The 22,890-nt window shown below is 51.6% G+C and carries 14 protein-coding genes, 2 tRNA genes and 3 rRNA genes; 15 read left to right on the top strand and 4 right to left on the bottom strand.

All coding sequences use genetic code 11. The features are described 5' to 3' along the window. Window positions 1-3: 3 nt before the first annotated feature. Window positions 4-4,275: an MMPL family transporter gene (locus ACYVUT_RS09425; protein WP_484500715.1), complete on the top strand. Its 4,272-nt coding sequence runs from the start codon at window positions 4-6 to the stop codon at window positions 4,273-4,275. 112 nt (window positions 4,276-4,387) lie between these two features. Beyond that, window positions 4,388-5,470, top strand: a complete 1,083-nt coding sequence (locus tag ACYVUT_RS09420; RefSeq protein ID WP_484500714.1) for a zinc ribbon domain-containing protein — start codon at window positions 4,388-4,390, stop codon at window positions 5,468-5,470. 212 nt (window positions 5,471-5,682) lie between these two features. Here the strand turns inward: ACYVUT_RS09420 and ACYVUT_RS09415 are convergent, their stop codons facing one another. Further along, window positions 5,683-7,068: an NAD-dependent succinate-semialdehyde dehydrogenase gene (locus ACYVUT_RS09415; protein WP_484500713.1), complete on the bottom strand. Its 1,386-nt coding sequence runs from the start codon at window positions 7,066-7,068 to the stop codon at window positions 5,683-5,685. A 257-nt stretch (window positions 7,069-7,325) separates the two neighbouring features. Between ACYVUT_RS09415 and ACYVUT_RS09410 the strand changes: the two genes are divergently transcribed. Next, a complete protein-coding gene (locus ACYVUT_RS09410) occupies window positions 7,326-7,997 on the top strand; it encodes a type 1 glutamine amidotransferase (RefSeq protein ID WP_484500712.1) in 672 nt (223 codons plus the stop codon). Between the two features lie 8 nt (window positions 7,998-8,005). After that, entirely contained in the window at window positions 8,006-8,503 is a 498-nt protein-coding gene (locus tag ACYVUT_RS09405; RefSeq protein ID WP_439776362.1) for a nucleoside 2-deoxyribosyltransferase, read from the top strand. A 39-nt stretch (window positions 8,504-8,542) separates the two neighbouring features. Here ACYVUT_RS09405 and ACYVUT_RS09400 read toward each other — a convergent pair whose 3' ends face one another. Together ACYVUT_RS09400 and ACYVUT_RS09395 are read right to left on the bottom strand one after the other, a co-directional pair. Then, on the bottom strand, window positions 8,543-9,403 hold the full coding sequence (locus tag ACYVUT_RS09400) for a helix-turn-helix domain-containing protein (protein WP_484500711.1): 861 nt from the start codon (window positions 9,401-9,403) through the stop codon (window positions 8,543-8,545). Window positions 9,404-9,405: 2 nt separating this feature from the next. Continuing rightward, on the bottom strand, window positions 9,406-10,209 hold the full coding sequence (locus ACYVUT_RS09395) for an alpha/beta hydrolase (RefSeq protein ID WP_484500710.1): 804 nt from the start codon (window positions 10,207-10,209) through the stop codon (window positions 9,406-9,408). A gap of 219 nt (window positions 10,210-10,428) precedes the next feature. Between ACYVUT_RS09395 and ACYVUT_RS09390 the strand changes: the two genes are divergently transcribed. From ACYVUT_RS09390 to ACYVUT_RS09340, 11 genes are all read left to right on the top strand, one after another. Beyond that, window positions 10,429-11,022, top strand: coding sequence for a TVP38/TMEM64 family protein (locus tag ACYVUT_RS09390; protein WP_003616018.1), 594 nt, complete (start codon window positions 10,429-10,431; stop codon window positions 11,020-11,022). Further along, on the top strand, window positions 11,022-11,516 hold the full coding sequence (locus tag ACYVUT_RS09385; protein ID WP_484500709.1) for a GNAT family N-acetyltransferase: 495 nt from the start codon (window positions 11,022-11,024) through the stop codon (window positions 11,514-11,516). Before ACYVUT_RS09390 ends, ACYVUT_RS09385 begins: the two co-directional genes overlap by 1 nt. A gap of 243 nt (window positions 11,517-11,759) precedes the next feature. Next, window positions 11,760-13,067, top strand: coding sequence for a serine--tRNA ligase (gene serS / locus ACYVUT_RS09380; protein ID WP_439776358.1), 1,308 nt, complete (start codon window positions 11,760-11,762; stop codon window positions 13,065-13,067). A 156-nt stretch (window positions 13,068-13,223) separates the two neighbouring features. Then, a complete protein-coding gene (locus ACYVUT_RS09375; protein ID WP_484501917.1) occupies window positions 13,224-13,787 on the top strand; it encodes an RNA polymerase sigma factor in 564 nt (187 codons plus the stop codon). A gap of 13 nt (window positions 13,788-13,800) precedes the next feature. After that, the gene (locus ACYVUT_RS09370) at window positions 13,801-14,667 is read left to right on the top strand and encodes an RsiV family protein (protein ID WP_484501916.1); all 867 of its coding nucleotides are present in this window, start codon (window positions 13,801-13,803) and stop codon (window positions 14,665-14,667) included. 559 nt (window positions 14,668-15,226) lie between these two features. Next, window positions 15,227-16,788: ribosomal RNA gene (locus tag ACYVUT_RS09365) — 16S ribosomal RNA — on the top strand. 113 nt (window positions 16,789-16,901) lie between these two features. After that, window positions 16,902-16,975 (top strand) — tRNA-Ile (locus tag ACYVUT_RS09360). A 68-nt stretch (window positions 16,976-17,043) separates the two neighbouring features. After that, window positions 17,044-17,116, top strand: a tRNA-Ala gene (locus ACYVUT_RS09355). Between the two features lie 127 nt (window positions 17,117-17,243). Continuing rightward, window positions 17,244-20,150, top strand: a 23S ribosomal RNA gene (locus ACYVUT_RS09350). Between the two features lie 69 nt (window positions 20,151-20,219). Continuing rightward, a 5S ribosomal RNA gene (gene rrf / locus ACYVUT_RS09345) occupies window positions 20,220-20,336 on the top strand. Together the 16S, 23S and 5S rRNA genes with 2 tRNA genes alongside form the textbook arrangement of a ribosomal RNA operon. 167 nt (window positions 20,337-20,503) lie before the next feature. Then, window positions 20,504-22,078, top strand: coding sequence for an amidohydrolase (locus ACYVUT_RS09340; protein WP_484501915.1), 1,575 nt, complete (start codon window positions 20,504-20,506; stop codon window positions 22,076-22,078). 87 nt (window positions 22,079-22,165) lie between these two features. Here the strand turns inward: ACYVUT_RS09340 and ACYVUT_RS09335 are convergent, their stop codons facing one another. Next, the gene (locus tag ACYVUT_RS09335; RefSeq protein WP_439775622.1) at window positions 22,166-22,885 is read right to left on the bottom strand and encodes a B3/B4 domain-containing protein; all 720 of its coding nucleotides are present in this window, start codon (window positions 22,883-22,885) and stop codon (window positions 22,166-22,168) included. Window positions 22,886-22,890 lie beyond the last annotated feature (5 nt).

Genomic DNA, 22,890 nt, shown 5'->3' with positions numbered 1-22,890 from the left:
ACGTTGAAGAAGTTACTGAAGAACCACCTTGGCGCTTTGATCGCCTGGGTGCTCATTCTGGTGATTTCTTTGGTTGCCCTGCCAAACGTTGACTCACTGACAAGAGCTCACAGCGAGATCTCTTTGCCAAGCAGCGTGGAAAGCGAAGCAGCCAAACTAATCAAGAACGAATGGGGCAGTAAGAAAAAGAATACTTACGAAGTCGCGGTTGTTTTCAACAAGAAATCCGGTAAGCTGACCGAGACCGACCAAGGCAACATTGAAGCCTCGATCGACCGCTTGACCAGCAACAAGAAGAAATACGGCATCAAGGATTACCTGGCGCCGCAAGATAACATCGCGACCAAGAAGCTGCTCAAGTCTAAAGACGGAACGACTTGGGTAATGCAGATGAACATCTCCAAGAGCCATGGGACCATCTCCCAGGTTTACGACGAGATCAACAAGGCCGTCAAGACCAGTGGGGTCAGAACCTACGTTACTGGGGCAGACGTCCTCAACAATGACTTTACCAGCTCGATCCAAGAAGGGATCAAGAAGACGGAACTGATCACGGTGGTCTTCATCTTCATCGTGTTGATCATCGTCTTCCGGTCACCGGTTGTCCCGCTTGTGTCACTTTTGACGGTTGGGATTTCCTTCCTGGTTTCCTTCTCAATCGTGACCAACCTGGTCAACCAAATCAACTTCCCGTTCTCCAACTTCACCCAAGTCTTCATGGTGATCGTCTTGTTCGGGATCGGGACCGACTACAACATCCTGCTATACAACCACTTTAAGGAGGACCTGGGCAATGGCCTGGGGGTGGCTGAGGCCACGAAGGACTCGATCAAGAAGGCCGGCCGGACTATTCTTTACTCCGGCTCCTCAATCCTGATTGGTTTCTCCGCTTTGGGCTTAGCTAACTTCTCCGTTTACCGGTCCGCTTCCGGCGTTGCCGTCGGCGTTCTGGTTCTGCTGGTTGTTTTGCTGACCTTGAACCCATTCTTCATGGCCACTTTGGGCAAGAAGATGTTCTGGCCAAGCAAGGAATTTGCCGGGGAAAACCCAAGCAAGATGTGGCACGGGATTTCCAGTGCTACTTTGAAGCGGCCGATTGTCTTTTTGGCAGCAGTAGCAGTTGTCGTTGCTCCGTTCTTCGTTACTTACTCCAACGTTTTGAACTACGACGACACGGCGGAAATTTCAGATTCAGTTCCTTCCAAGCAAGGGCTGAACCTGGTGCAAAAGCACTTCTCCAAGGGGATGGCTATGCCGTCATACCTTTACATCAAGAGTGACCACAAGCTCGACAATGAGAAGGACTTGAAGCTGATCGACGAATTGACGCGGAAACTGCGCAATTCTGAAGGCGTGGACAAGGTTATGTCCGCGACTGAGCCATACAACGAAAAGATCAAGCTGCTCTACGTTAAGAAGCAGCTGAAGTCAGTTACCGACGGGACCGCTAAATTGGAAAAGGGTGTCGGCAAATTGACTAAGGGCAGCGAGCAGGTGACCAGCGGGGCCAAGAAACTGGCTAACGGGGCCGACCAGCTTGACGAAGGCACCGGCACTTTGAGTGACGGGGCCAAGGACCTGTACACGGGGACGGTTAAGCTTTACAACGGTTCAATCGCCCTCTACGATGGGGCAGGTACCCTCTTTAACGGGACCAAGACCCTGTCAGTTGGGGCAGATGCCCTTTACTCCGGCACTAAGAAATTGTCCAGCGGGGCCAACACCCTGTCTGCTGGTACTCAGAAGCTGAAGAGCGGGACCAGCTCCCTGGCCAGTGGGTCAAAGACTCTGGCTAACGGGACCGGTTCTCTGGCAACTGGTGCTCAAACCTTGAGAAACGGTGCCGGCACTTTGAAGAACGGTACCGCCAGCCTTTACACTGGTGCAGGTACTTTAAAGAACGGTACTGCCAGTCTTTACACTGGCGCTGGTACTTTGAAGAACGGTACTGCCCAGCTTTTGACTGGCAGCACTAGCTTGAAGAACGGCACCAGCTCTCTTGTGACTGGTGCAAACAGTCTTTACACTGGCACTCAAACCTTGACCAATGGCGCCAAGGACTTGACGGCCAATATGAACACTTTGGTTGCCGGTCTTGACCAGTTGAAGAGCCAGCTGTCAGAGAATGCCAGCTCCTTGAACGCTGACCAGCTTGACCAATTGTCATCTGGTTTGACCGACCTGAACAACGGCTTGCAAAGCTTGAACAGCAAGGTCAGCCAAATCAGCGTGCCAAACATCGACACTTCAAAGATCTCTAGCCTGGTCAGCGGCCTGCAAAGTCTGCAAGGGCAAGTTTCATCACTTGAATCTGGTTTAACCAATGCCAAGAGCGGTTTGACCACTGCCGGTACTGGTCTGGGAACTGCCAGCTCAGCTGCAGGCAGCCTGGCAAGCTCAATCAGCAAGGTTTCAGACCCAACTTTGAAGGCAGAACTTGAAAAGGAACTCCAAACCCTTAATAGTGGCCTGTCTTCTACTAAGAGCGGTTTGGGCACTGCAGGCAGCGGTTTGACTACTGCGGGTTCTGCCGCAACCAACATGAAGAGTGCTTCATCCAGCATTCAATCAGCAGCTGGCAGTTTGAGCAGCAGCAGTTCTACTGCTTCAACGGCTGACTTGAGCGCTGAAGTTCAGCAACTGCAAGCGGCTGTTTCTCAGCTTGCTTCTGGCTCAAGCACTTTGAGCACCCAGGCAGCCAGCGGGATTAGCAGCTTAAAGTCTGGTTTGAGCAAGATCAGCCAGATGCAGTCAGCAGTTGATGCCCTAGCAACCGGCGCCCACAAGCTTTACACTGGTTCAAACTCAATTTACAGCGGTTTGAGCAAGGGTATGGCAGGGGCCTTGGCCTTGTCACAAGGTGCTACTAAGTTAAACAGTGGTGCCGCATCCCTTTACAACGGGATCAGCCAAGTCAACACTGGTGCTTCAAGCCTTTACACTGGTGCCGGACAAGTTAACTCCGGCGCTTCCAGCCTTTACACTGGCGCCGGCAAGCTGAACACTGGTGCCGCAAGCCTTTACTCCGGCACTGGCACTTTGGTCAGCGGGGCTAACCAGGTCAACTCTGGTGCATCCTCTGTTGCAAATGGTGCCAGCCAAGTCAACACTGGCGCCAGCCAGGTTAACTCCGGTGCCGGCCAATTGGCTAACGGCTTAGCCAGCGGCGTCAGCGGCGCGGCTCAACTGGCTAACGGCGCGAGCCGCTTGACCAGCGGTGCAAGCTCACTTAAATCCGGTGCTGGTCAATTGCAAAACGGCCTGGCTCAAGGCGTCAACGGTTCAAGCCAGTTGGCTGAAGGGGCTGACAAGCTGCAGTCCGGTACCAGCCAACTCTCAAGTGGCGCAAGCAAGCTGGCCACTAAGACGCCAGCCATCACCAGCGGCTTGACTGCCGTCAACAATGGTCTGGTTTCCGCCGGCTCATACTTGAACGGCCTGCGCAAGTCCAAGGCTTCCGACACCTTCTACGTGCCAAGCTATGTCTTAAAGCACAACGCCGACCTGCAGAAGTCCCTCAAGGTCTTCCTCAGCCCGGACAAGAAGAGTGCCATGATCATCATCATCCTGGACAGCAACCCAAGTTCTGAAAGTGCTGCAGAGCACTCACAAGCTTTGAGCGCCATGGCCCGCAAGTCCCTGAAGGGGACCGACCTGGGCAAGGCTGATGTCGAAATGGGCGGGCAAAGCTCAACCATTGAAGACACCAAGAACACGGCCAGCGGCGACTTTACCAGAACTATGGCTATCATGCTGATCGGTATCGGCATTGCCTTGATCTTCGTCACCCGGAGTCTGCTTCAGCCGATCTACATCCTGGGGACTCTGCTTTTGGCCTACATCAGTTCTCTGTCAATCACCCGCTGGGTTGTCAGCGGCGTGATGGGCCGGAGCACCCTGGCTTGGAATGTGCCGTTCTTCACCTTCATCATGTTGATCGCCCTCGGGGTCGACTACAGCATCTTCGTCATGATGCGTTACCGCGACAGCGATCCGCACGCCTTGCCTAGCGCAAGAATCCTGGAGGCATGTACGGTTATCGGGACGGTTGTCATCTCAGCCGCCGTCATCCTGGGTGGTACTTTCGCGGCCTTGATCCCATCAGGCGTGCCAACCTTGATCGAAGTGGCCATCGGGGTCATCATCGGTCTGGCTATCTTGGTCTTCTTGATGCCAATCAACCTGTCAGCTGCAACCAAGCTGACCTACGAAGGCTTCCCATGGTTAAAGTGGCCGATCCGCAAGAATGGCTTCAGCTTCAGTAAGAAGTCTTAAATGAAAGCTAAATAATGCATTAAGAACCCGTCATCTTTGGCGGGTTCTTTTTTGCCGCTGCTAGGAAAATGCTATAATGTGGAAAAAGAAACACTAGCAAAGGACGATTACTATGAAAAAGTGTCCCAACTGTGGACAGACCCTGACTGGCCAGGAAAAGACCTGCCCAAACTGTGGATTCAATGTGGAAAAATACCGCCGCGACTACTTTACTGAAGAAACCGCGGAAGAAAATGTGGAAAGAACTGAAATAAACAGGGAGGAAGCCGACCGGACTTTGGAAAAAGATCCATCCGGCAAGCTCAGCCGGTCCGCCTACCGGCAAAAGCAGGAGCAGAATGCCTTTACCGGCAACCCAACCGTGGAAAAGATGATCCAGTGGCTGAGAGACAACACCACGATTGCCTTCCTGGTTGGCGTGGGCCTCTTGATCATCATGAGTTTCTCCCGGCCCCTGGGCTGGACGGCTTTTGCTGTCTCCATGGCTCTGCTTATCTGGACCGGTCACCGGGACTCCCAGGGCGAATACACGGCTGACCGGAACTTGACTGAGTATATCCGGAATTGGGGCTCCAAGGTCTTCAATGCCTTTGACGACAAGGAAAACGAAATTGAGGAGAAGAATGAAGAGTTTACCGAGTCCCACCCGAAATTTGAAGCCAAAGTGGAAAAGGTGAAGAAGAAGACCAAGAAGCCGCGGAATTTTGGTGTCATCCAGCTCTCCATTCTCTTGACCAGCTTGATCACCTTGGTCCTCCTTTTCCTGGGGACAGGCTTCGTAACCTCCAGCAGCAAGCTGACCGTGGCCAGCGTCTTCTTTGAAGTTGCCAACAGGCAGATCACGGCGGGCAAGATCGTTCCCGCCTTGATTCTTTACCTCTTCCTGGCGGTTTTCCTGCTTTTGCCGGTCTTCATCATGCTGGCCGTCAGCCAGAATACCAGGGTTTCCCGGGTCCGGGCCTTCGCCTTGTCCCTTGTTGAAAGCCTGGTCTTGATCTACCTCTTTTACCAATTGGCCCAGACGACTAGCGCGACCAGCTACTTAAGCCAGGCTGTTTCCAGCTTGAAGAGCTATGCCGTGGCTATCGGCATTTCCGGCTACCTCTTGATCCTGGTCTCTTGCTTGACTACGGTTTTGGCCGGCATCAACATGTTCCAGCCAATGGCCAAGGCAGATCAAAATAACGAAGAATAGTTTTTGTTAGCAGAAAAAAGGCTGCTGGTCTGAGTGACCAGCGGCCTTTTCTTGCTATTTTTCTACTTGGAGATTCGTGAAAAACAAAAACTAAAGAGTGGAAAATTTGAATTAGTACAAAAGAAACACTAAAAAGAAAGTAGGTAATGTAATAAAGATTAAAAGAAAAAAGTAAAAGTGAGTGTAATTGAAAGAGATTGATTAAATTCCGTTTATTGCTTGTTTTGGTCAGTAAAGTCGATAACCAGGTGCTCGTTGACGAAGGCGTCCAGGCCCAAAGGACTGAGCTCGCGGCCGTAACCTGACTTCTTGACCCCGCCGAATGGCAGGCTGCCGTCAGTGATCCAGCGGCCGTTGATGACTGTCATCCCGGTTTCAATCTGGCTGGCTACTTCTTCAGCATGCTTGATATCACTGGAGATGACGGAAGAACCCAGCCCGTAGCTTGAGTCGTTGGCTAAGGCAATGGCTTCAGCCTCGTCTTTAACCTTGTAAACCACGCAGACTGGCCCGAACATTTCCTGGTCAAACATTGGGTTGTCCTTGGCCATGTCCGTCAAAATAATTGGCCGGCTGAAGGCACCTGGGGCGTCAATTTCCGGGTACTCGTAGTAAACCTTGGCTCCGCCGGCAATTGCCGCTTCAACCTGCTTGGCCAGCTTCTCTTTTGCGGCTTGGGAGTTCATCGGCGGCAGGGTAGTGGAGTCTTCTAGCGGATCGCCCCACTTAAGGCCAGAGTAGATTTCCTTCATGTCTGCCAAAACTTCTTCATAGCGGTCGGCCAAAACGATCATCCGCTTGGATGAGGTGCAGACCTGGCCATTATTGTAGCTGCGGGCGTCGCTCAAGGCTGCCTTCAAAACTGCTGGGTCAGCGTCGCTTAAGACGATGAAGGCATCGTTGCCGCCCAGTTCCATAGTGGACTTCTTCAAGTTCTTGCCGGCGTTTTCGGCTACGGACACCCCGCCTCTTTCAGACCCGGTCAAGGCCACCCCTTGCACGCGCGGATCAGCGATGACCTGGTCCAGTTGGCTGTAGCTGAGGTAGAGGTTGATCAAGCTGCCTTCCGGCGCCCCGCCAGCTTTCACGATCTTGGCGGCCAGGGCAGCAGAAGTTGGCACATTGTGGGCGTGCTTAAGCAGCATTGGGTTGCCGACCACGAAGTTCGGGGCAAAGACCCGGATGACTTGGTAAAGAGGGAAGTTCCATGGTTCACAGGCCATGATCACCCCGGTAGCCTGCTTTAAGTAGTAGGCGCGGCCGTATGGGTTGGGCAGGTCGACCGGCTTTAAAAGTTCTGGGCCGTGGTCGGCGTAGTAGTTGAGGATGCCGATGCAGATCTCAACTTCTTCCTTGGCCTCACTGAGCTTCTTGCCCATTTCCAGGGTCATGGTCTTGGCCATTTCTTCTTCCTTTTCCTGGAACTTGGCCGCGATGTCCTTCAAAATGGCTGCCCGGCTGCTCGGTTCTTCATGCCGCCACTTCTTGTAGAGGGCGTGGGCTAAGGCCAGAGATTCTTCAATCTGCTGGTCAGTCGGGTTCTCGTAGCTCGCGAAGACTTCATTGGTATATGGGTTCACTGATTCGTATTTTGCCATAGCTGTTTTCTTCATCCTTTCGAATTAAAAGTTGATCAGACCGGCCTTTAGCGCCAATCTAGTGTAAGATTCACAAATATCCCTCTCTCTAGTATAAACCGCTTTCTGATTTTTGGTATAGCTAAAGGCTGAAATAATTTTATTATCTGAAGGAATATTTTAACGGCAATTTTTTCAATTTTTTGGTAAAAATCTCTCCTTTAATGAAAAAATCCTGCCAGCATGGTAAAATATTTAAAAATTGAAAGGACGAGATTATGCGGATCAACGTTTTGCAGCACACCCCGAATGAGGGGCCGGGGGCCATCAAGGCCTGGGCCGAAGACCGGGGCAACAAAGTCTATGTTTACCATCCGGAAACTTTCGGTATTTTTCCGAAAGCTGATGAAACCGACATGCTGGTCGTTTTGGGCGGGCCGATGAGCCCGGGCGACGACCTGCCCTGGCTTAAAGAAGAACGGCAACTGATCAAGGACTGCCTCAAGCAGCACCTGCCGATTTTGGGCATCTGCCTGGGTGCCCAGCAAATTGCCATCTGCTTAGGCAGCAGCGTGCACCCGGCCGCCCACAAGGAAGTCGGCTGGGCTCCGGTCTACAAGCAAAGTGATGCTATTGCTGATTTGCCAGACAAGCTCCTGGCCCTGCACTGGCACCAGGACATGTTTGAAATGCCAGCTGGCAGCCACTTGCTCTATTCCAGCGACCTCTTGGCCAACCAGGGCTTTTTGGTCAATGGCAACGTGATCGGCCTGCAGTTTCACTTAGAGCCCTTGGCTGACAACGTCCGCGAAATCGTCATCAATGACGGCGCCTATGCCGAAAGCGGCAATGACTTACACCAGACACCAGCCGAGATTCTGGCCCAGCCTTTGCCAAGTGCCAATAAGCGCGCTATTTACACCATGTTAGATTATTTAAGCGTCCACTAGGAGGATTCATGACGGCAACTGCACGTATTTATTTAGGTTCATCTTTTCACCGCGACCACCATCAAGCCCGGGCCAAGCAGGTCCGCGAATATCTGGCGGCCAACCCGACGGTCGAGCACGTTCATTTTCCTTTTGACCAGCAGGTAACCGACCCGGCGGAAGACCCGAATGTTGGTTTTGGGGATGAACGGAGCCTCTTTTGGAAGCAGCAGACTTTCCAAAACGACATCAACGGCTTGTCCATGGCTAATTGCGGCCTCTTCCTTTACGACATGGATGAACTGGATGACGGCTGCGCCTTTGAAATCGGCTTTTTGCGGGCGCAGAACAAGCCGGTCATCATCGTACCTTTCACTAACCACCCGGAAAAGAAGCCGATCATGAACCTGATGCTGTCTGAAGGGGCAACGGCTTTTATCAAGGGCGACCAGGAACTGGAACTCTTGAAGACTTACGACTTTAACAACTGCCCATGCCGGCCGCTGACCGGTTACGGCACCATTTAAGGCAAAAATAAACGGTCAATCTCGCGATTGACCGTTTTCTTATGCTTTCTCTTCGAGTTCTTTGAGGAGCTTGCCGCCTTCTTTGAGGATAACCTCGTTTTTGTTCAAACGGGCGAAGGCCAGGGCGTCGTGCAGGTGTTCCAGGGTGGTATTTATGGACCGCTTTTGGGCCAGGTCGTCTAAGGCCAGCTGGTAAAGGACCCGGGCCAAAAAGTAGACCACATGATGTTCGGAAGCCAGCTCGTAGGCATAGTTGAGCAGGTCGTCAGCATGTTTGTACTGGCCGCTTTGCCCGTAGAATTCGCCGGCCGCCGTCAAAATGGACATGACCTGGAGTTCTCTCAAGCTGTCTTTGATTTCGACTTTCTTGATCTGGTCCAGGATCTGGTCAAAGTAATGAGAGGCCTTGCCTATGTCCTGGCTGGCATAAACCTGGCTGCAGCCTTTAAGGGCCAGGAGGCGGTAGATGTTGCCGGCCTTAAGGTTGTCGGTTGTCAGGATATTGTTGAAGTAGAAAAGGGCCGAGACTTCGTTGTGGTCCCCGTCCAGAGCCAGCTGCCCGCAAAGGTAGTTGTAGTGGAGAAGGTCTTGCTTGTCGCGGATCTTTTTCTCATTGACCTGCTTGAGGATCTTGCGGACCTGGTCATAGTCATAAGTGATGAAGCAGAAGTCCGCGGAAAAAAGCTTCTGGGCAATTTCGCTTTCCGTGCTGGTCAGCATGATGTCAGATAAGGAGATGTTCATCCGCTCGCAGAGCTGCTTGAGGATCTTGAAAGAAGGAATCTGCCCGTTGTTTTCGAACTTGCTCAAGGTTGACTGGGTGCAGATCCCATTGCAGAGCTCATTTTGCGACAGCTTGAGCGACTTGCGGATTTTGATGAATTTTTCAATGTTTATCATGGTTAATCGCTTCCTGTTTTCAGACTGAGGGCATAGTTGAGATAAGTTATGCTTTCCCTGAGATAATCCCGGCCGTAGTCCATGGCGTGGCCATGACCGGGGATGATTTCCAAGTCAACCTGGTGGCCGCGGCCAGCCAGGCGGCCGGCAAATTCAGTAACGCCGGCCAGGTCGGTCAGTTCAGCCGCTGAGTTCATCATGAGCAGGCGGCTCAACTTGGTATAGTCGTAGCTTTGGGCATCCAAGTCGGCCAAAAGGTCAGAGTCCTCGCTGCCGGCGTAGGTCAAGACAAAGTACTTGTAAAAGGCTTCATTGATGGCCTGCTGGGTGGTCAAGCCCAGTTCTTCCTTGCCATTGACTGAAGGCTTGACCTCTTGGTGGTCGGCCAGCCAGCTGCTGAAGTCGACAGGGGCTGACCAGGTGACCGTCGGGAAGCCGTACATGCCGGCGACTTTCAAGGCCAGGGTGCCGCCGGAGCTGGCGCCGATCTGGACGATGTTGTTTTCATCGCCCTCATCGGTGTAGTTTGATGCCAAAAGCCAGGCCGCGAAGTTAAGGGCATCCTCGTGGGCAGCTGGGAAATGGTCAGCTGGAGCCAGCCGGTAGTCGGGCACGAAGGTCATGAAGCCAGCGTTGGCCAGGTCGATTGCCACGTCTCTGATGCCATTTTTGCTTCCCCTAAACCAGCCGCCGCCGTGCCAGAGGATGAGGATTTTTGTCTGTGAGTCGGTATCGTTGGGATAATAGATGTCGGTCTTTAGGCCGTGCTTGAGGTCATAAGCGATATTGTTAACAGTCACAACCATAATCTCATTTTTCCTTTCTGATCTGATTTGAATTCTGATTTTTTATCCTAACTTAATTATATACTCAAAGCAATAACTTCTGCTTGCTTTTTGTCTTTTTTCGCAAGGGAAAAGAAGGCAGCATACATAAGTTTATTTAAAGCCCGAAGCAAACTAGTGTGGAGGGGGGAGGCTTTTTGCTAAAATTATCCTGGAATTTGTTTTTAGGGGGAAAAGACCATGAGTTACGAACAAAGCCGCAAGCTGATCAACCGGCTGACCATTATTTCAACCATCGTGATCATTGGCCTCTGCATCTATTGGTACCAGCTGGGGATTTTTACCAGCCAGGCCAAGATGAGCGCCTATTTGGCTGACAAAAAGATCCTGGGTCCCTTTATCTTTGTTTTGATTCAGATCATCCAGGTCGTGATCCCGATTATCCCCGGCGGGGTCTCCCTTTTGGCCGGGGTTGTCTTCTTCGGCGCTGGACCTGGTTTTATCTACAACTATATCGGGATCGTCATCGGCTCCTTGATCAACTTCTTCCTGGCCCGCTACTATGGCAAGTCCTTCATCCTGCACATCGTGTCGGAAGAGAGCCTGGAGAAGTATACCAAGTGGACCAAGAACCAAAAGAAGTTCAACTGGTTCTTCGCCATCTGCATCCTGGCCCCGGTTGCCCCGGATGACCTCCTCTGCCTTTTGGCGGGTCTGACGGAAATGAAGCCTTGGACCTACTTCTGGATCATCGTCCTCTGCAAGCCTTGGACCATCGCTGCTTACAGCCTGGGCCTGGTCTACGGGGCCCGCTGGATCATGAGGCTGATGTGATGGAGAGCGAGCGGATATATTTGCGGCCGGTCGGGTTAGGGGATGCTGACCTGCTTTTGTCTTGGGGGCAGGATCCCTACTACCAGAAAACGGCAGGCTTTGCCCACTACCGGAACATGCTTGAAGCTGAAGAAGGTGCCTTAGCTTACCAGAGACGACCGGCCAGTTACATGATTTGTTTAAAAAACGGCCAGGCAATCGGCTTGCTGGAACTCTACCCCCGGGATGGCCAGTCCCGGGAACTGGGCTTTCTTTTGGACAAAAAATTCCAGGGGCAGGGCTACATGACTGAAAGCATCAATTGTCTTTTGGCGGAAGCTTTTAAAGATCCGGAGATCAAGGAAATCTGGGCCGGCTGCCGGTCGGATAATTTGCGGCCTCAGCATTTATTGCAAAAACTGGGCTTTCGGCAGATGTATGAAGTCGATTACCGGAAAATTCCCCCTTTTTTGGATTTTTCGGCCAAGTATTATTTGCTAAAACGGACCGAATAGCATAGAATAGAGACAAACACGAAATCCTTAGACTGCCGACAGAGAGTCCGCGTATGCTGAGAGCGGACGGCGGTCGCTTCCAGATTTCATTAGTGTGGGCAATTAATCATTGCACGGCCGGGCACCGTTAGCGCCCAACTGAGTGCGGCTCTTTGAGCCGAAACTGGGTGGTACCGCGAACCGTGCGCCGATTCGTCCCAAGACTGGGACGGACCGGCTTTTTTATTTTTTCGGAGGTTATATATGCTGGATATTAAGGTCATTCGCGAGAATCTTGACTGGGCAAAGGAAAAGTTGGCAACTCGGGGCATCAAGCCTGAGCAATTGGATGAACTGGTAGCTATCGACGCCAAGCGCCGGCAAGCTATGGTAGAAGCTGAAAACTTGAAGGCAGAAAGAAACGAAGTTTCAAAGAAGATTGCTGCCGCTAAGCGGGAAAAGGCAGATGCCAGCGAAGCTATCGCCAACATGCGTGAAGTCGGTGCCAAGATCAAGGAATTGGACCAAGAAGTTGATGAACTGCAGGAAAAGCAAGAATACATCCTGCTTCGTTTGCCAAACTTCCCAGCTGACTCAGACCCAATTGGCCCTGACGAAAGCTACAACGAAGAAGTCCGCCGCTGGAGCGAACCAACCAAGTTTGACTATGAACCAAAGGCTCACTGGGACCTGGGCACTGACTTGAACATCCTGGACTGGGACGCGGCAAGCAAGGTTTCCGCAGCCCGCTTCGTTTACTACAAGGGTGCCGGCGCTCTCTTGGAACGGGCCGTTTACAACTTCTTCCTGGATGAAAACACCAGCGAAGGCTACACTGAAGTCATCACCCCATCCTTGGTCAACAACGACTCAATGCAAGGTACTGGCCAATTCCCGAAGTTTACTGAAGACGTCTACACCATCGTTGAAAATGACGACCCAGAAGTACCGCGGAACCTGACTTTGATTCCAACTGCTGAAGTTCCTTTGGTCAACTACTTCAGAGGCGACATCATCGATGGCAAGAACTTGCCAATCAACGTGACTGCTTTGTCACCAGCCTTCAGAAGTGAAGCTGGTTCAGCTGGCCGCGACACCCGGGGCTTGATCCGGATGCACGAATTCCGCAAGGTGGAAATGGTTAAGGTCGTTAAGCCGGAAGAATCCTGGAAGGAACTGGAAAACCTGACCCACAACGCTGAACACCTGCTGCAAAAGCTGGGTCTGCCGTACCGGGTCGTAGCCTTGTCAACCGGGGATGCATCCTTCACCAGTGCCAAGACTTACGACTTGGAAGTCTGGATGCCAGCCCAAGACACTTACCGGGAAATCTCATCCTGCTCCAACTGTACTGACTTCCAGGCCCGCCGGGCACAAATCCGTTACCGGGACGAAGACGGCAAGGTTAAATTGACCCACACTTTGAACGGGTCAGGCCTGGCTGTTGGCCGGACGGTTGCCGCTATTTTGGAAAACTACCAAAACGAAGACGGCACGGTTACCGTACCAGAAGCTTTGCGCCCATACATGCACGGCATGACCAAGATCACGCCAGAAGTTAAGTGGCACTAGTCATAAAGGAACTCCGCGGAGGGGTTCCTTTTTGCGTGGAAATTTTTTCTAAAAAACTTTTTGCAAAAGTGTAACCTTTCAGCTCCCTTAGGTGTCTATTAGGGTAGAGGAGATGAGGGCCTCGAAAAACAAAAAGTAAAAGGACGGAAAAAGACAGTGAGAGAAACTGAAATCATCGAGCAGTTCTTCGCCAGAGACGAAGCTGCGCTCACTTCAGTCCAGAGTGAATATGGGGCATATTGCTCAACGATTGCCCGCAACATCTTGCGGGATAAGGAGGACGTTGAGGAGTGCCTGAACGATACATGGCTGAAAGCCTGGAACACGATTCCGCCAAAGCGGCCGCAGAGCCTCTTGGCCTACCTGGGGCGCGTCACGCGCAACGGAGCCTTGAACATGGTCCGCGACCAAAACCGGCAGAAACGGGCTGGGGATCAATATACCGCCTCGCTGGATGAAATTGGAGAATCATCCGGCGCGGTCCAGGAGCAGCCAGAGCTGGAAGGGATTGAGAGCAGCGCTTTGACGGAGATCATCAATGATTTTCTGGCAGGCCTGCCAAAAGAAAAAAGAATTATTTTTGTTCAGCGGTATTTTTACATGGACGCCATCAGCGACATTGCCGCGGCTAACGGGATGACGGCATCGGCCGTTAAGGTAGCTTTGATGCGGATGCGGCGCAAGCTGGGCAAAAAACTGCAAGAAGAAAAGTTTATTTAAAGGGGATACTATTATGAAAAACACTGACTTAATGGATGCAATGGGCGGAATCAAGACTGAGTATATCGTGGAGGCAGCAGCCGGCCGGGGGCAAAAGAAGGTCGTTCCTTTGTCCGCCAAGCGCAAGCCGTGGGTCCGCCTGGTGGCAGGGATCGCGGCAGCGGCAGCTTTCAGCGTGATTTTGCCAAACACGAGTCCGCAGGTGGCTAATGCCATGCAGAACTTGCCAGTTGTGGGTAACTACTTCAAGCAGGTGACCTTCCGCGATTACCACTACGAAAGCCGCAAGCATTCAGCCGATATTTCCGTTGACAAAGTTGCTGTCAGCGGGGTGACCGGGCCGGCAGCCAAGGAGGCCAAGAAGAGCAGCCAGGCAGTCAACCGGGAAATTGCCAAGGAAACTGACAGTTTGACCAAGGAATTCAAGGCTTCTCTGAAGAAGGGTGGCTATGGTTCTTTGACAGTCAAGACTAAGCAAGTGACTAACAACCGCTACTGGTACGTGATCAAGCTGACGGCCGTGCAAACCCAAGCCGACAGCGGCGAAAGCAGCCGCTACTATGTCTTCAGCAAGGCCAGCGGCAAGCGGGTCAAGCTGGGCGACTTGTTCAAGAGCGGCAGCAACTACCAAAAGGCCATCAGCCAGAACATCATCAAGCAGATGAAGCAGGAGATGAAGGCTGACAAGAACAAGAGCTACTTCCTTAAGCAAAATGGCGACCCGGACGGCTTCAGCCAAATCAAGAAGAACCAGCAGTTCTACATCAACAAGAAGAACCAGGTGGTTATCGTCTTTAACCAAGGTGAAGTTGGGCCAATGTCCATGGGCAGCCAGAGCTTCGTTTTGCCAAACAAGCTGGTAGCCAAGCTGCAGAGATAAGTTGAGCAAGATAAGAAAAGAGAAAAGAAAAAAGAAAAAGAATACAAAAGAGAATAATGGAGTGAAGAAAATGGTGACTTAGGTCGCCATTTTTCTTTTGCCCAGTTTTTTAGAAAAAATCGCAGAAATTTTTCCGGCTTTTCCAGAGAAAAACAAGCAAATTAAGAACAATCTTCTGTTAAAAAAAGAAAAAATACAGCTAATCCGATTTATTGCAACTGGAAGAGAAAGGTGCGTAACAACAACACCGCCGGGTGCACCAATCATAAAACGAATGAAAAAGCAAATTTGACGAATCAAAAAAAGCTAGTATACTAATATTTGTTGCCGCGTGAGACAAGCAAGTCTCGCGGAGGCAAAAAGAAAATATCAGAAAGCTGTTGACAAGAAGTCGACAAGCGAGTAAGATATAAGACGTTGCGTCACTTGACGCAAGTTGGTACTTTGAAAACTGAACAAAGTTTCGCAGTGTGCGGGTCAAACAAAGTTTGATCCAAACAAATAAGCGAAGTCAATTCGCAAGCAAATAATCTGGAGCAGATTAAAAAGGCTCAATTTTCAAATTGAGAGTTTGATCCTGGCTCAGGACGAACGCTGGCGGCGTGCCTAATACATGCAAGTCGAGCGAGCTGAATTCAAAGATTCCTTCGGGATGATTTGTTGGACGCTAGCGGCGGATGGGTGAGTAACACGTGGGCAATCTGCCCTAAAGACTGGGATACCACTTGGAAACAGGTGCTAATACCGGATAACAACATGAATCGCATGATTCAAGTTTGAAAGGCGGCTTTAGCTGTCACTTTAGGATGAGCCCGCGGCGCATTAGCTAGTTGGTGGGGTAAAGGCCTACCAAGGCAATGATGCGTAGCCGAGTTGAGAGACTGATCGGCCACATTGGGACTGAGACACGGCCCAAACTCCTACGGGAGGCAGCAGTAGGGAATCTTCCACAATGGACGCAAGTCTGATGGAGCAACGCCGCGTGAGTGAAGAAGGTTTTCGGATCGTAAAGCTCTGTTGTTGGTGAAGAAGGATAGAGGCAGTAACTGGTCTTTATTTGACGGTAATCAACCAGAAAGTCACGGCTAACTACGTGCCAGCAGCCGCGGTAATACGTAGGTGGCAAGCGTTGTCCGGATTTATTGGGCGTAAAGCGAGCGCAGGCGGAATGATAAGTCTGATGTGAAAGCCCACGGCTCAACCGTGGAACTGCATCGGAAACTGTCATTCTTGAGTGCAGAAGAGGAGAGTGGAACTCCATGTGTAGCGGTGGAATGCGTAGATATATGGAAGAACACCAGTGGCGAAGGCGGCTCTCTGGTCTGCAACTGACGCTGAGGCTCGAAAGCATGGGTAGCGAACAGGATTAGATACCCTGGTAGTCCATGCCGTAAACGATGAGCGCTAGGTGTTGGGGACTTTCCGGTTCTCAGTGCCGCAGCAAACGCATTAAGCGCTCCGCCTGGGGAGTACGACCGCAAGGTTGAAACTCAAAGGAATTGACGGGGGCCCGCACAAGCGGTGGAGCATGTGGTTTAATTCGAAGCAACGCGAAGAACCTTACCAGGTCTTGACATCCTGTGACAAACTTAGAGATAAGTCTTTCCCTTCGGGGACGCAGAGACAGGTGGTGCATGGCTGTCGTCAGCTCGTGTCGTGAGATGTTGGGTTAAGTCCCGCAACGAGCGCAACCCTTGTCTTTAGTTGCCATCATTAAGTTGGGCACTCTAAAGAGACTGCCGGTGACAAACCGGAGGAAGGTGGGGATGACGTCAAGTCATCATGCCCCTTATGACCTGGGCTACACACGTGCTACAATGGGCAGTACAACGAGAAGCGAACCTGTGAAGGCAAGCGGATCTCTTAAAGCTGTTCTCAGTTCGGACTGCAGGCTGCAACTCGCCTGCACGAAGCTGGAATCGCTAGTAATCGCGGATCAGCACGCCGCGGTGAATACGTTCCCGGGCCTTGTACACACCGCCCGTCACACCATGGAAGTCTGCAATGCCCAAAGTCGGTGGGATAACCATTAGGAGTCAGCCGCCTAAGGCAGGGCAGATGACTGGGGTGAAGTCGTAACAAGGTAGCCGTAGGAGAACCTGCGGCTGGATCACCTCCTTTCTAAGGAAAACAGATGGATGGAGAGCAGAAATGCTAAGAGAAATCCATCAGTTACGGAAGCACACTGCAAAAGAAACTTTGTTCAGTTTTGAGAGTACCAACAATAAGAACTTGGGCCTGTAGCTCAGCTGGTTAGAGCGCACGCTTGATAAGCGTGAGGTCGATGGTTCAAGTCCATCCAGGCCCATTGAAATGCAAAGAAAAGTCTTTACATTTCGGCCAAGATGGAGTAACATCTTAAAAGTTGATATTTACGGGGGCATAGCTCAGCTGGGAGAGCACCTGCTTTGCAAGCAGGAGGTCATCGGTTCGATCCCGTTTGCCTCCATTGGCCGCAAGGCCAAGTTTGTACGTTGAAAACTGAATATCTTAATTCCAAGAAAAAACCGAGAATCATTGAGATCAATGAAAACATTGCAAAGCGACCGAGAGAGTTCGAAAGAACAAACTTGCAAGGTCAAGTGAAGAAGGGCGCACGGTGAATGCCTTGGCACTGGAAGCCGATGAAGGACGCGACTAACCGCGAAAGTCTTCGGGGAGCCGTAAGTAGGCTTTGATCCGGAGGTCTCCGAATGGGGGAACCCAGCATGTGCAGACATGCTATTCTTGTGTGAATACATAGCACAAGAAAGGAACACGCAGTGAACTGAAACATCTAAGTAGCTGCAGGAAGAGAAAGAAATATCGATTTCCCAAGTAGCGGCGAGCGAACAGGAAAGAGCCCAAACCGGCAGATTTATCTGCCGGGGTTGTAGGACTGAAACATGGCACTTCAGAGGATAGCAGAAGCGTTTGGGAAGACGCGCCAGAGAGGGTGAGAGCCCCGTAAGCGAAATCCAAAGAAGGCCTATCAGTATCCTGAGTAGGGCGGGACACGTGAAATCCCGTTTGAATCCGCGAGGACCATCTCGCAAGGCTAAATACTAACCAGTGACCGATAGTGAACCAGTACCGTGAGGGAAAGGTGAAAAGAACCCCGGGAGGGGAGTGAAAGAGAACCTGAAACCGTGTGCCTACAAGTAGTCAAAGCCCATTAACGGGTAATGGCGTGCCTTTTGTAGAATGAACCGGCGAGTTGCGTTAGTCAGCAAGGTTAAGTCAGAAAAGACGGAGCCGCAGCGAAAGCGAGTCTGAAGAGGGCGAGCAGTTGGCTGACGCAGACCCGAAACCAAGTGACCTACCCATGACCAGGTTGAAGGCGCGGTAAAACGCGCTGGAGGACCGAACCCACGTAAGTTGAAAATTGCGGGGATGAGTTGTGGGTAGCGGTGAAATTCCAAACGAACTTGGAGATAGCTGGTTCTCTCCGAAATAGCTTTAGGGCTAGCCTCGCAAAGAGGATGCTGGAGGTAGAGCTCTGTTTGGACTAGGGGCCCGTCAAGGGTTACTGAATTCAGATAAACTGCGAATTCCAGACATTTATGTGCGGGAGTCAGACTGCGAGTGATAAGATCCGTAGTCGAAAGGGAAACAGCCCAGATCACCAGTTAAGGTCCCAAAATTCATGCTAAGTGGAAAAGGATGTGGAGTTGCGCAGACAACTAGGACGTTGGCTCAGAAGCAGCCATCATTCAAAGAGTGCGTAATAGCTCACTAGTCGAGTGACGCCGCGCCGAAAATTTACCGGGGCTAAGCATGATACCGAAACTGTGGATGTGCATTATGCACGTGGTAGGAGAGCGTTCTAGCGGCGGTGAAGCATGACCGAGAGGACATGTGGAGCTTCTAGAAGTGAGAATGCCGGTATGAGTAACGAAAGACAGGTGAGAATCCTGTCCGCCGCAAGACTAAGGTTTCCTGGGGCAGGCTCGTCCGCCCAGGGTAAGTCGGGACCTAAGGCGAGGCCGAGAGGCGTAGTCGATGGACAACAGGTTGAGATTCCTGTACTGCACCGAATCGTTATGAGCGATGGAGGGACGCAGGAGGCTAGCAGCGCGTGGTGCTGGATACCACGTTCAAGCGTCAAGTCTGAGAGCGAGTCAAATGCTTGCTCTCATAAGGACAAGGCGTGATGAGGAGCGAAATTATAGTAGCGAAGGCTGCGACGTCACACTGCCGAGAAAAGCTTCTAGCCAGAGACGGTGCACCCGTACCGCAAACCGACACAGGTAGTCGAGGAGAGTATCCTCAGGTGAGCGAGAGAACTCTCGTTAAGGAACTCGGCAAAATGGCCCCGTAACTTCGGGAGAAGGGGCGCTGGTCGCAAGATCAGCCGCAGTGAAAAGGCCCAAGCAACTGTTTATCAAAAACACAGGCATCTGCAAAATCGTAAGATGAAGTATAGGTGCTGACACCTGCCCGGTGCTGGAAGGTTAAGAGGAGAGCTTAGCGCAAGCGAAGGTTTGAATTGAAGCCCCAGTAAACGGCGGCCGTAACTATAACGGTCCTAAGGTAGCGAAATTCCTTGTCGGGTAAGTTCCGACCTGCACGAAAGGTGTAATGATTTGGGCACTGTCTCAACGAGAGACTCGGTGAAATTATAATACCCGTGAAGATGCGGGTTACCCGCGACAGGACGGAAAGACCCCATGGAGCTTTACTGCAGTTTAATATTGGGTATCTGTCAAGCATGTACAGGATAGGTAGGAGCCGGAGAAGATAGGACGCCAGTCTTATCTGAGGCGCTGTTGGGATACTACCCTTGCTTGACGGATGCTCTAACTCAGGCCTGTGATCCAGGCCGAGGACAGTGTTTGACGGGCAGTTTGACTGGGGCGGTCGCCTCCTAAAGTGTAACGGAGGCGCCCAAAGGTTCCCTCAGAATGGTTGGAAATCATTCGCAGAGTGTAAAGGTAAAAGGGAGCTTGACTGCGAGAGAGACAACTCGAGCAGGTACGAAAGTAGGGCTTAGTGATCTGGTGGTACCGCATGGAAGGGCCATCACTCAACGGATAAAAGCTACCCTGGGGATAACAGGCTTATCTCCCCCAAGAGTTCACATCGACGGGGAGGTTTGGCACCTCGATGTCGGCTCGTCGCATCCTGGGGCTGAAGTCGGTCCCAAGGGTTGGGCTGTTCGCCCATTAAAGCGGCACGCGAGCTGGGTTCAGAACGTCGTGAGACAGTTCGGTCCCTATCCGTCGTGGGCGCAGGAAATTTGAGAGGAGCTGTCCTTAGTACGAGAGGACCGGGATGGACGCACCGCTGGTGTACCAGTTGTCTTGCCAAAGGCATCGCTGGGTAGCTATGTGCGGACGGGATAAGCGCTGAAAGCATCTAAGTGCGAAGCCCCCCTCAAGATGAGATTTCCCATTTCTTCAAGAAAGTAAGACACCTCAGAGACGATGAGGTAGATAGGCCGGGAGTGGAAGAAGCGTGAGCTTTGGAGCGGACCGGTACTAATCAGTCGAGGACTTGACCAAAAGAGCGAAGCAATGAAGGTTTTGACTTGGAAGAGATATTCAGTTTTGAGCGTGCAAGCTCAAAGAGAGTGCGGTGGCAATGGCAAGAAGGATACACCTGTTCCCATGCCGAACACAGCAGTTAAGCTTCTTAACGCCGAAAGTAGTTGGTGGGAAACTGCCTGCGAGGATAGGAAGCTGCCGCGCGAGACAAGAGTCAGATGGAAGTCTGGCTCTTTTTGTTTTATTTTCTTTTTTTGTTTTCTATTTGTCTAATTTTTACTGTTATTTGTACTGTTTCTGAGTAGAATAATATTGTAAGCGGTTAATATCTAGAATAAAAAATAGGATTAATAGGAAAACAGGAGAAAAAGATGAACTGCCGAACTTTTGTAAACGGGAAAATTTTTACCGGGGAAAATGAGACGGCCTTTACCGATTCAATTACGGTTGAAGACGGCAAGATCGTGGCTATTGGGGAAAAGGGCCGGGGGGAGATCATTGATCTTCAAGGTCAAACCGTCCTGCCAGGTCTGATTGACAACCATACCCACCCCAAGTACATTGCCGATGCCCTGCATGGGGCAGCTTGCACCCCGCCTTTGGTCAACAGTATTAGTGAGATGCAGGAAGCCCTCCGCCACACTCCGGAATATGGCCAGGGGCCGGACACCTGGATTGAAGGCTGGGGCTTTGACGAAAGCAAGCTGGCTGAACACCGGAGCCCGACCAGAAATGACCTGGACCAGGTGTCAACCACCCAGCCGATCTTTTTGTACCGGTCTGACTGCCACTCTTCAGTGGGCAATTCCCGGGCCCTGGAATTGGCAGGAATCGATGAAAATACGCCAGATCCAGAGGGCGGGAAGATTGAAAAAGATGCTTCCGGCCGGCCAACTGGCTTCATGCGGGAGGTCGCGGCCAGCCAGCTTTTGATTCGGGCCAAATCTGCCTTGTCTTATGAAAACGACGTGGCCAACCTGGTCAAGTCATCCAGCCACTACCTGGAAAACGGCCTGGTGGCCATCGGCGAAATGATGGGTCGCCTTCACCCTTACGCCACCCTTTCTTTGTACCAAGATGCCTACAAGCAGGGCTTTAAGCCTAAGTCGGCCATCTATTATGTGGCTGATGAAATTTCCGGACCCTTTGAGATCGAAGAGAGCGACCGCCTGCGGGTAGCCGGGCTCAAGGTCTTTATGGATGGCAGCATTTCCGGTGAAACGGCCTTGATGAAGGATGCTTTCCCATCTGGCAAAAAGGGGGTAGCCTTAACCAGTGAGGACCGCCTGCGGGAAATCATCGCTTATGCCAGAGAAAAGAAGCTGCAAGTCGCGGTTCATGCCATGGGCGACGCGGCTATTCAGCGGGTGATTGATGTTTGCCAAAATATGGACCCTTGGCTTGAAGGTCAGCCGTCAGTCAGAATCGAGCATGCTTCACTTTTGTCTGACTCCATGCTCAAGGAGCTGAAGGAGGCAAAAATTGGCCTGGCGGTTTCTACCCAGCCGATCTTCTTCTTCGCCGAAGAAGATTCCTACCGGCAGTTTTTGTCAGCAGACCAGCTGAAGATGGCCTACCGGATCAAGAGCCTGGCTGACAAAAATATTCTCTTCAGCCTCAGTTCAGACGCTCCATGTACTCCATGGGCTGAACCGGACAGTCCATTTTACGGAATCTACGCGGCAGTGACCCGGCACACGGCAGCAGGCGGCTTCATCAACGAAGATGAAGGTATTTCCGTTGCCCGGGCCATTCTGGCATACACCAGAGACGCGGCTAAGATGGGCGGCTTTGTCAACAACGGGACCTTGACCCCGGGCAAGGACGCCGACTTTGTCATCTTGGACAGAGACATCTTCAGCCAAAAGGCGGCTGACTTAGCCAAGGTCAAGCCGGCTTCCACCTGGATTGGCGGAGAAAAGGTCTGGAGCCAGGAAAAGAATTAATGTAATTAAAGAAATATAGGCAATAGAAAAGTCTTACCTTTGACAGGTAAGACTTTTTTGATCTGTGGAAAACTTGTTGATAATTTTTTAGTCAACGTCTACGCTTGGCGCGTCCTTGGTTAAGACAACAGACTTGTCCGGCTTGATGCCGAAGAATTCTTCCAAAAGCTTTTCCAAGTCGCTCATGGCTTCGTTAGCCCGCTGCGCCTGGTCAGCGTTGACAGATTCAATTACGATTACGCCCTTAGTTGAATCTTCATCCAGCATGGTTCTTTGGGCATCCCGCCAGTTGAGGCAGCGGCAGACGGCACCTTGGTCGTCGTACCAGGCAACTTCGCCTTCAAGGGTCGGTTCGTCCTTGTCAGCGCCGACTGGCTGGAAGGCCAGGCCTTCATGAACTTGACCCAGGTGCATGGTGCCGGCCAGCTTGTCTTGGTCTTCGATGCCGATTGGCACCCCATGAGCCAGGGAAACTGAGTTGTAGACATCAACCAATGGTGAAATCGGCCGCAAATCTTCGCCCTTGTCGATCCGCTTCAAAAGAGCTTCGATGGAAGCCCGGACGCCTTTCTTCTTTTTGAATTGCTGGTAGGCTTGCCGCCATTCAGCAACAACTGGGTTCTTGGCAAAAGCTGCGGCACCCAGGAAGTCTTCCGCCTTGTCGCTGCCTTCTCTGAGCAGCTTGCGCCGGCGGGCCAGATTGTCGTCAGTGTCGTGGTTGTCGATGCCGCTGACGAGCATGATGTTTACTTGCGCGTCAGGGAAGAGCTCCCAAAAGCTTGGGTCAACGGTAACTTTTTCTAACATGTTGA

It is taken from the genome of Lactobacillus sp. WILCCON 0059 (genome assembly GCF_057197985.1).
Note: the sequence above shows the minus strand (reverse complement) of the source record. Positions and strands in the feature narration are given on the sequence as shown.

What these genes read in the sequence shown, in the direction of transcription:
- ACYVUT_RS09420 (WP_484500714.1), top strand. Translation starts at nt 4,388, where the DNA reads ATGAAAAAGTGTCCCAACTGTGGACAGACCCTGACTGGCCAGGAAAAG.
- ACYVUT_RS09415 (WP_484500713.1), bottom strand. Translation starts at nt 7,068, where the DNA reads ATGGCAAAATACGAATCAGTGAACCCATATACCAATGAAGTCTTCGCG.
- ACYVUT_RS09410 (WP_484500712.1), top strand. Translation starts at nt 7,326, where the DNA reads ATGCGGATCAACGTTTTGCAGCACACCCCGAATGAGGGGCCGGGGGCC.
- ACYVUT_RS09405 (WP_439776362.1), top strand. Translation starts at nt 8,006, where the DNA reads ATGACGGCAACTGCACGTATTTATTTAGGTTCATCTTTTCACCGCGAC.
- ACYVUT_RS09400 (WP_484500711.1), bottom strand. Translation starts at nt 9,403, where the DNA reads ATGATAAACATTGAAAAATTCATCAAAATCCGCAAGTCGCTCAAGCTG.
- ACYVUT_RS09395 (WP_484500710.1), bottom strand. Translation starts at nt 10,209, where the DNA reads ATGGTTGTGACTGTTAACAATATCGCTTATGACCTCAAGCACGGCCTA.
- ACYVUT_RS09390 (WP_003616018.1), top strand. Translation starts at nt 10,429, where the DNA reads ATGAGTTACGAACAAAGCCGCAAGCTGATCAACCGGCTGACCATTATT.
- ACYVUT_RS09385 (WP_484500709.1), top strand. Translation starts at nt 11,022, where the DNA reads ATGGAGAGCGAGCGGATATATTTGCGGCCGGTCGGGTTAGGGGATGCT.
- serS (WP_439776358.1), top strand. Translation starts at nt 11,760, where the DNA reads ATGCTGGATATTAAGGTCATTCGCGAGAATCTTGACTGGGCAAAGGAA.
- ACYVUT_RS09370 (WP_484501916.1), top strand. Translation starts at nt 13,801, where the DNA reads ATGAAAAACACTGACTTAATGGATGCAATGGGCGGAATCAAGACTGAG.
- ACYVUT_RS09340 (WP_484501915.1), top strand. Translation starts at nt 20,504, where the DNA reads ATGAACTGCCGAACTTTTGTAAACGGGAAAATTTTTACCGGGGAAAAT.
- ACYVUT_RS09335 (WP_439775622.1), bottom strand. Translation starts at nt 22,885, where the DNA reads ATGTTAGAAAAAGTTACCGTTGACCCAAGCTTTTGGGAGCTCTTCCCT.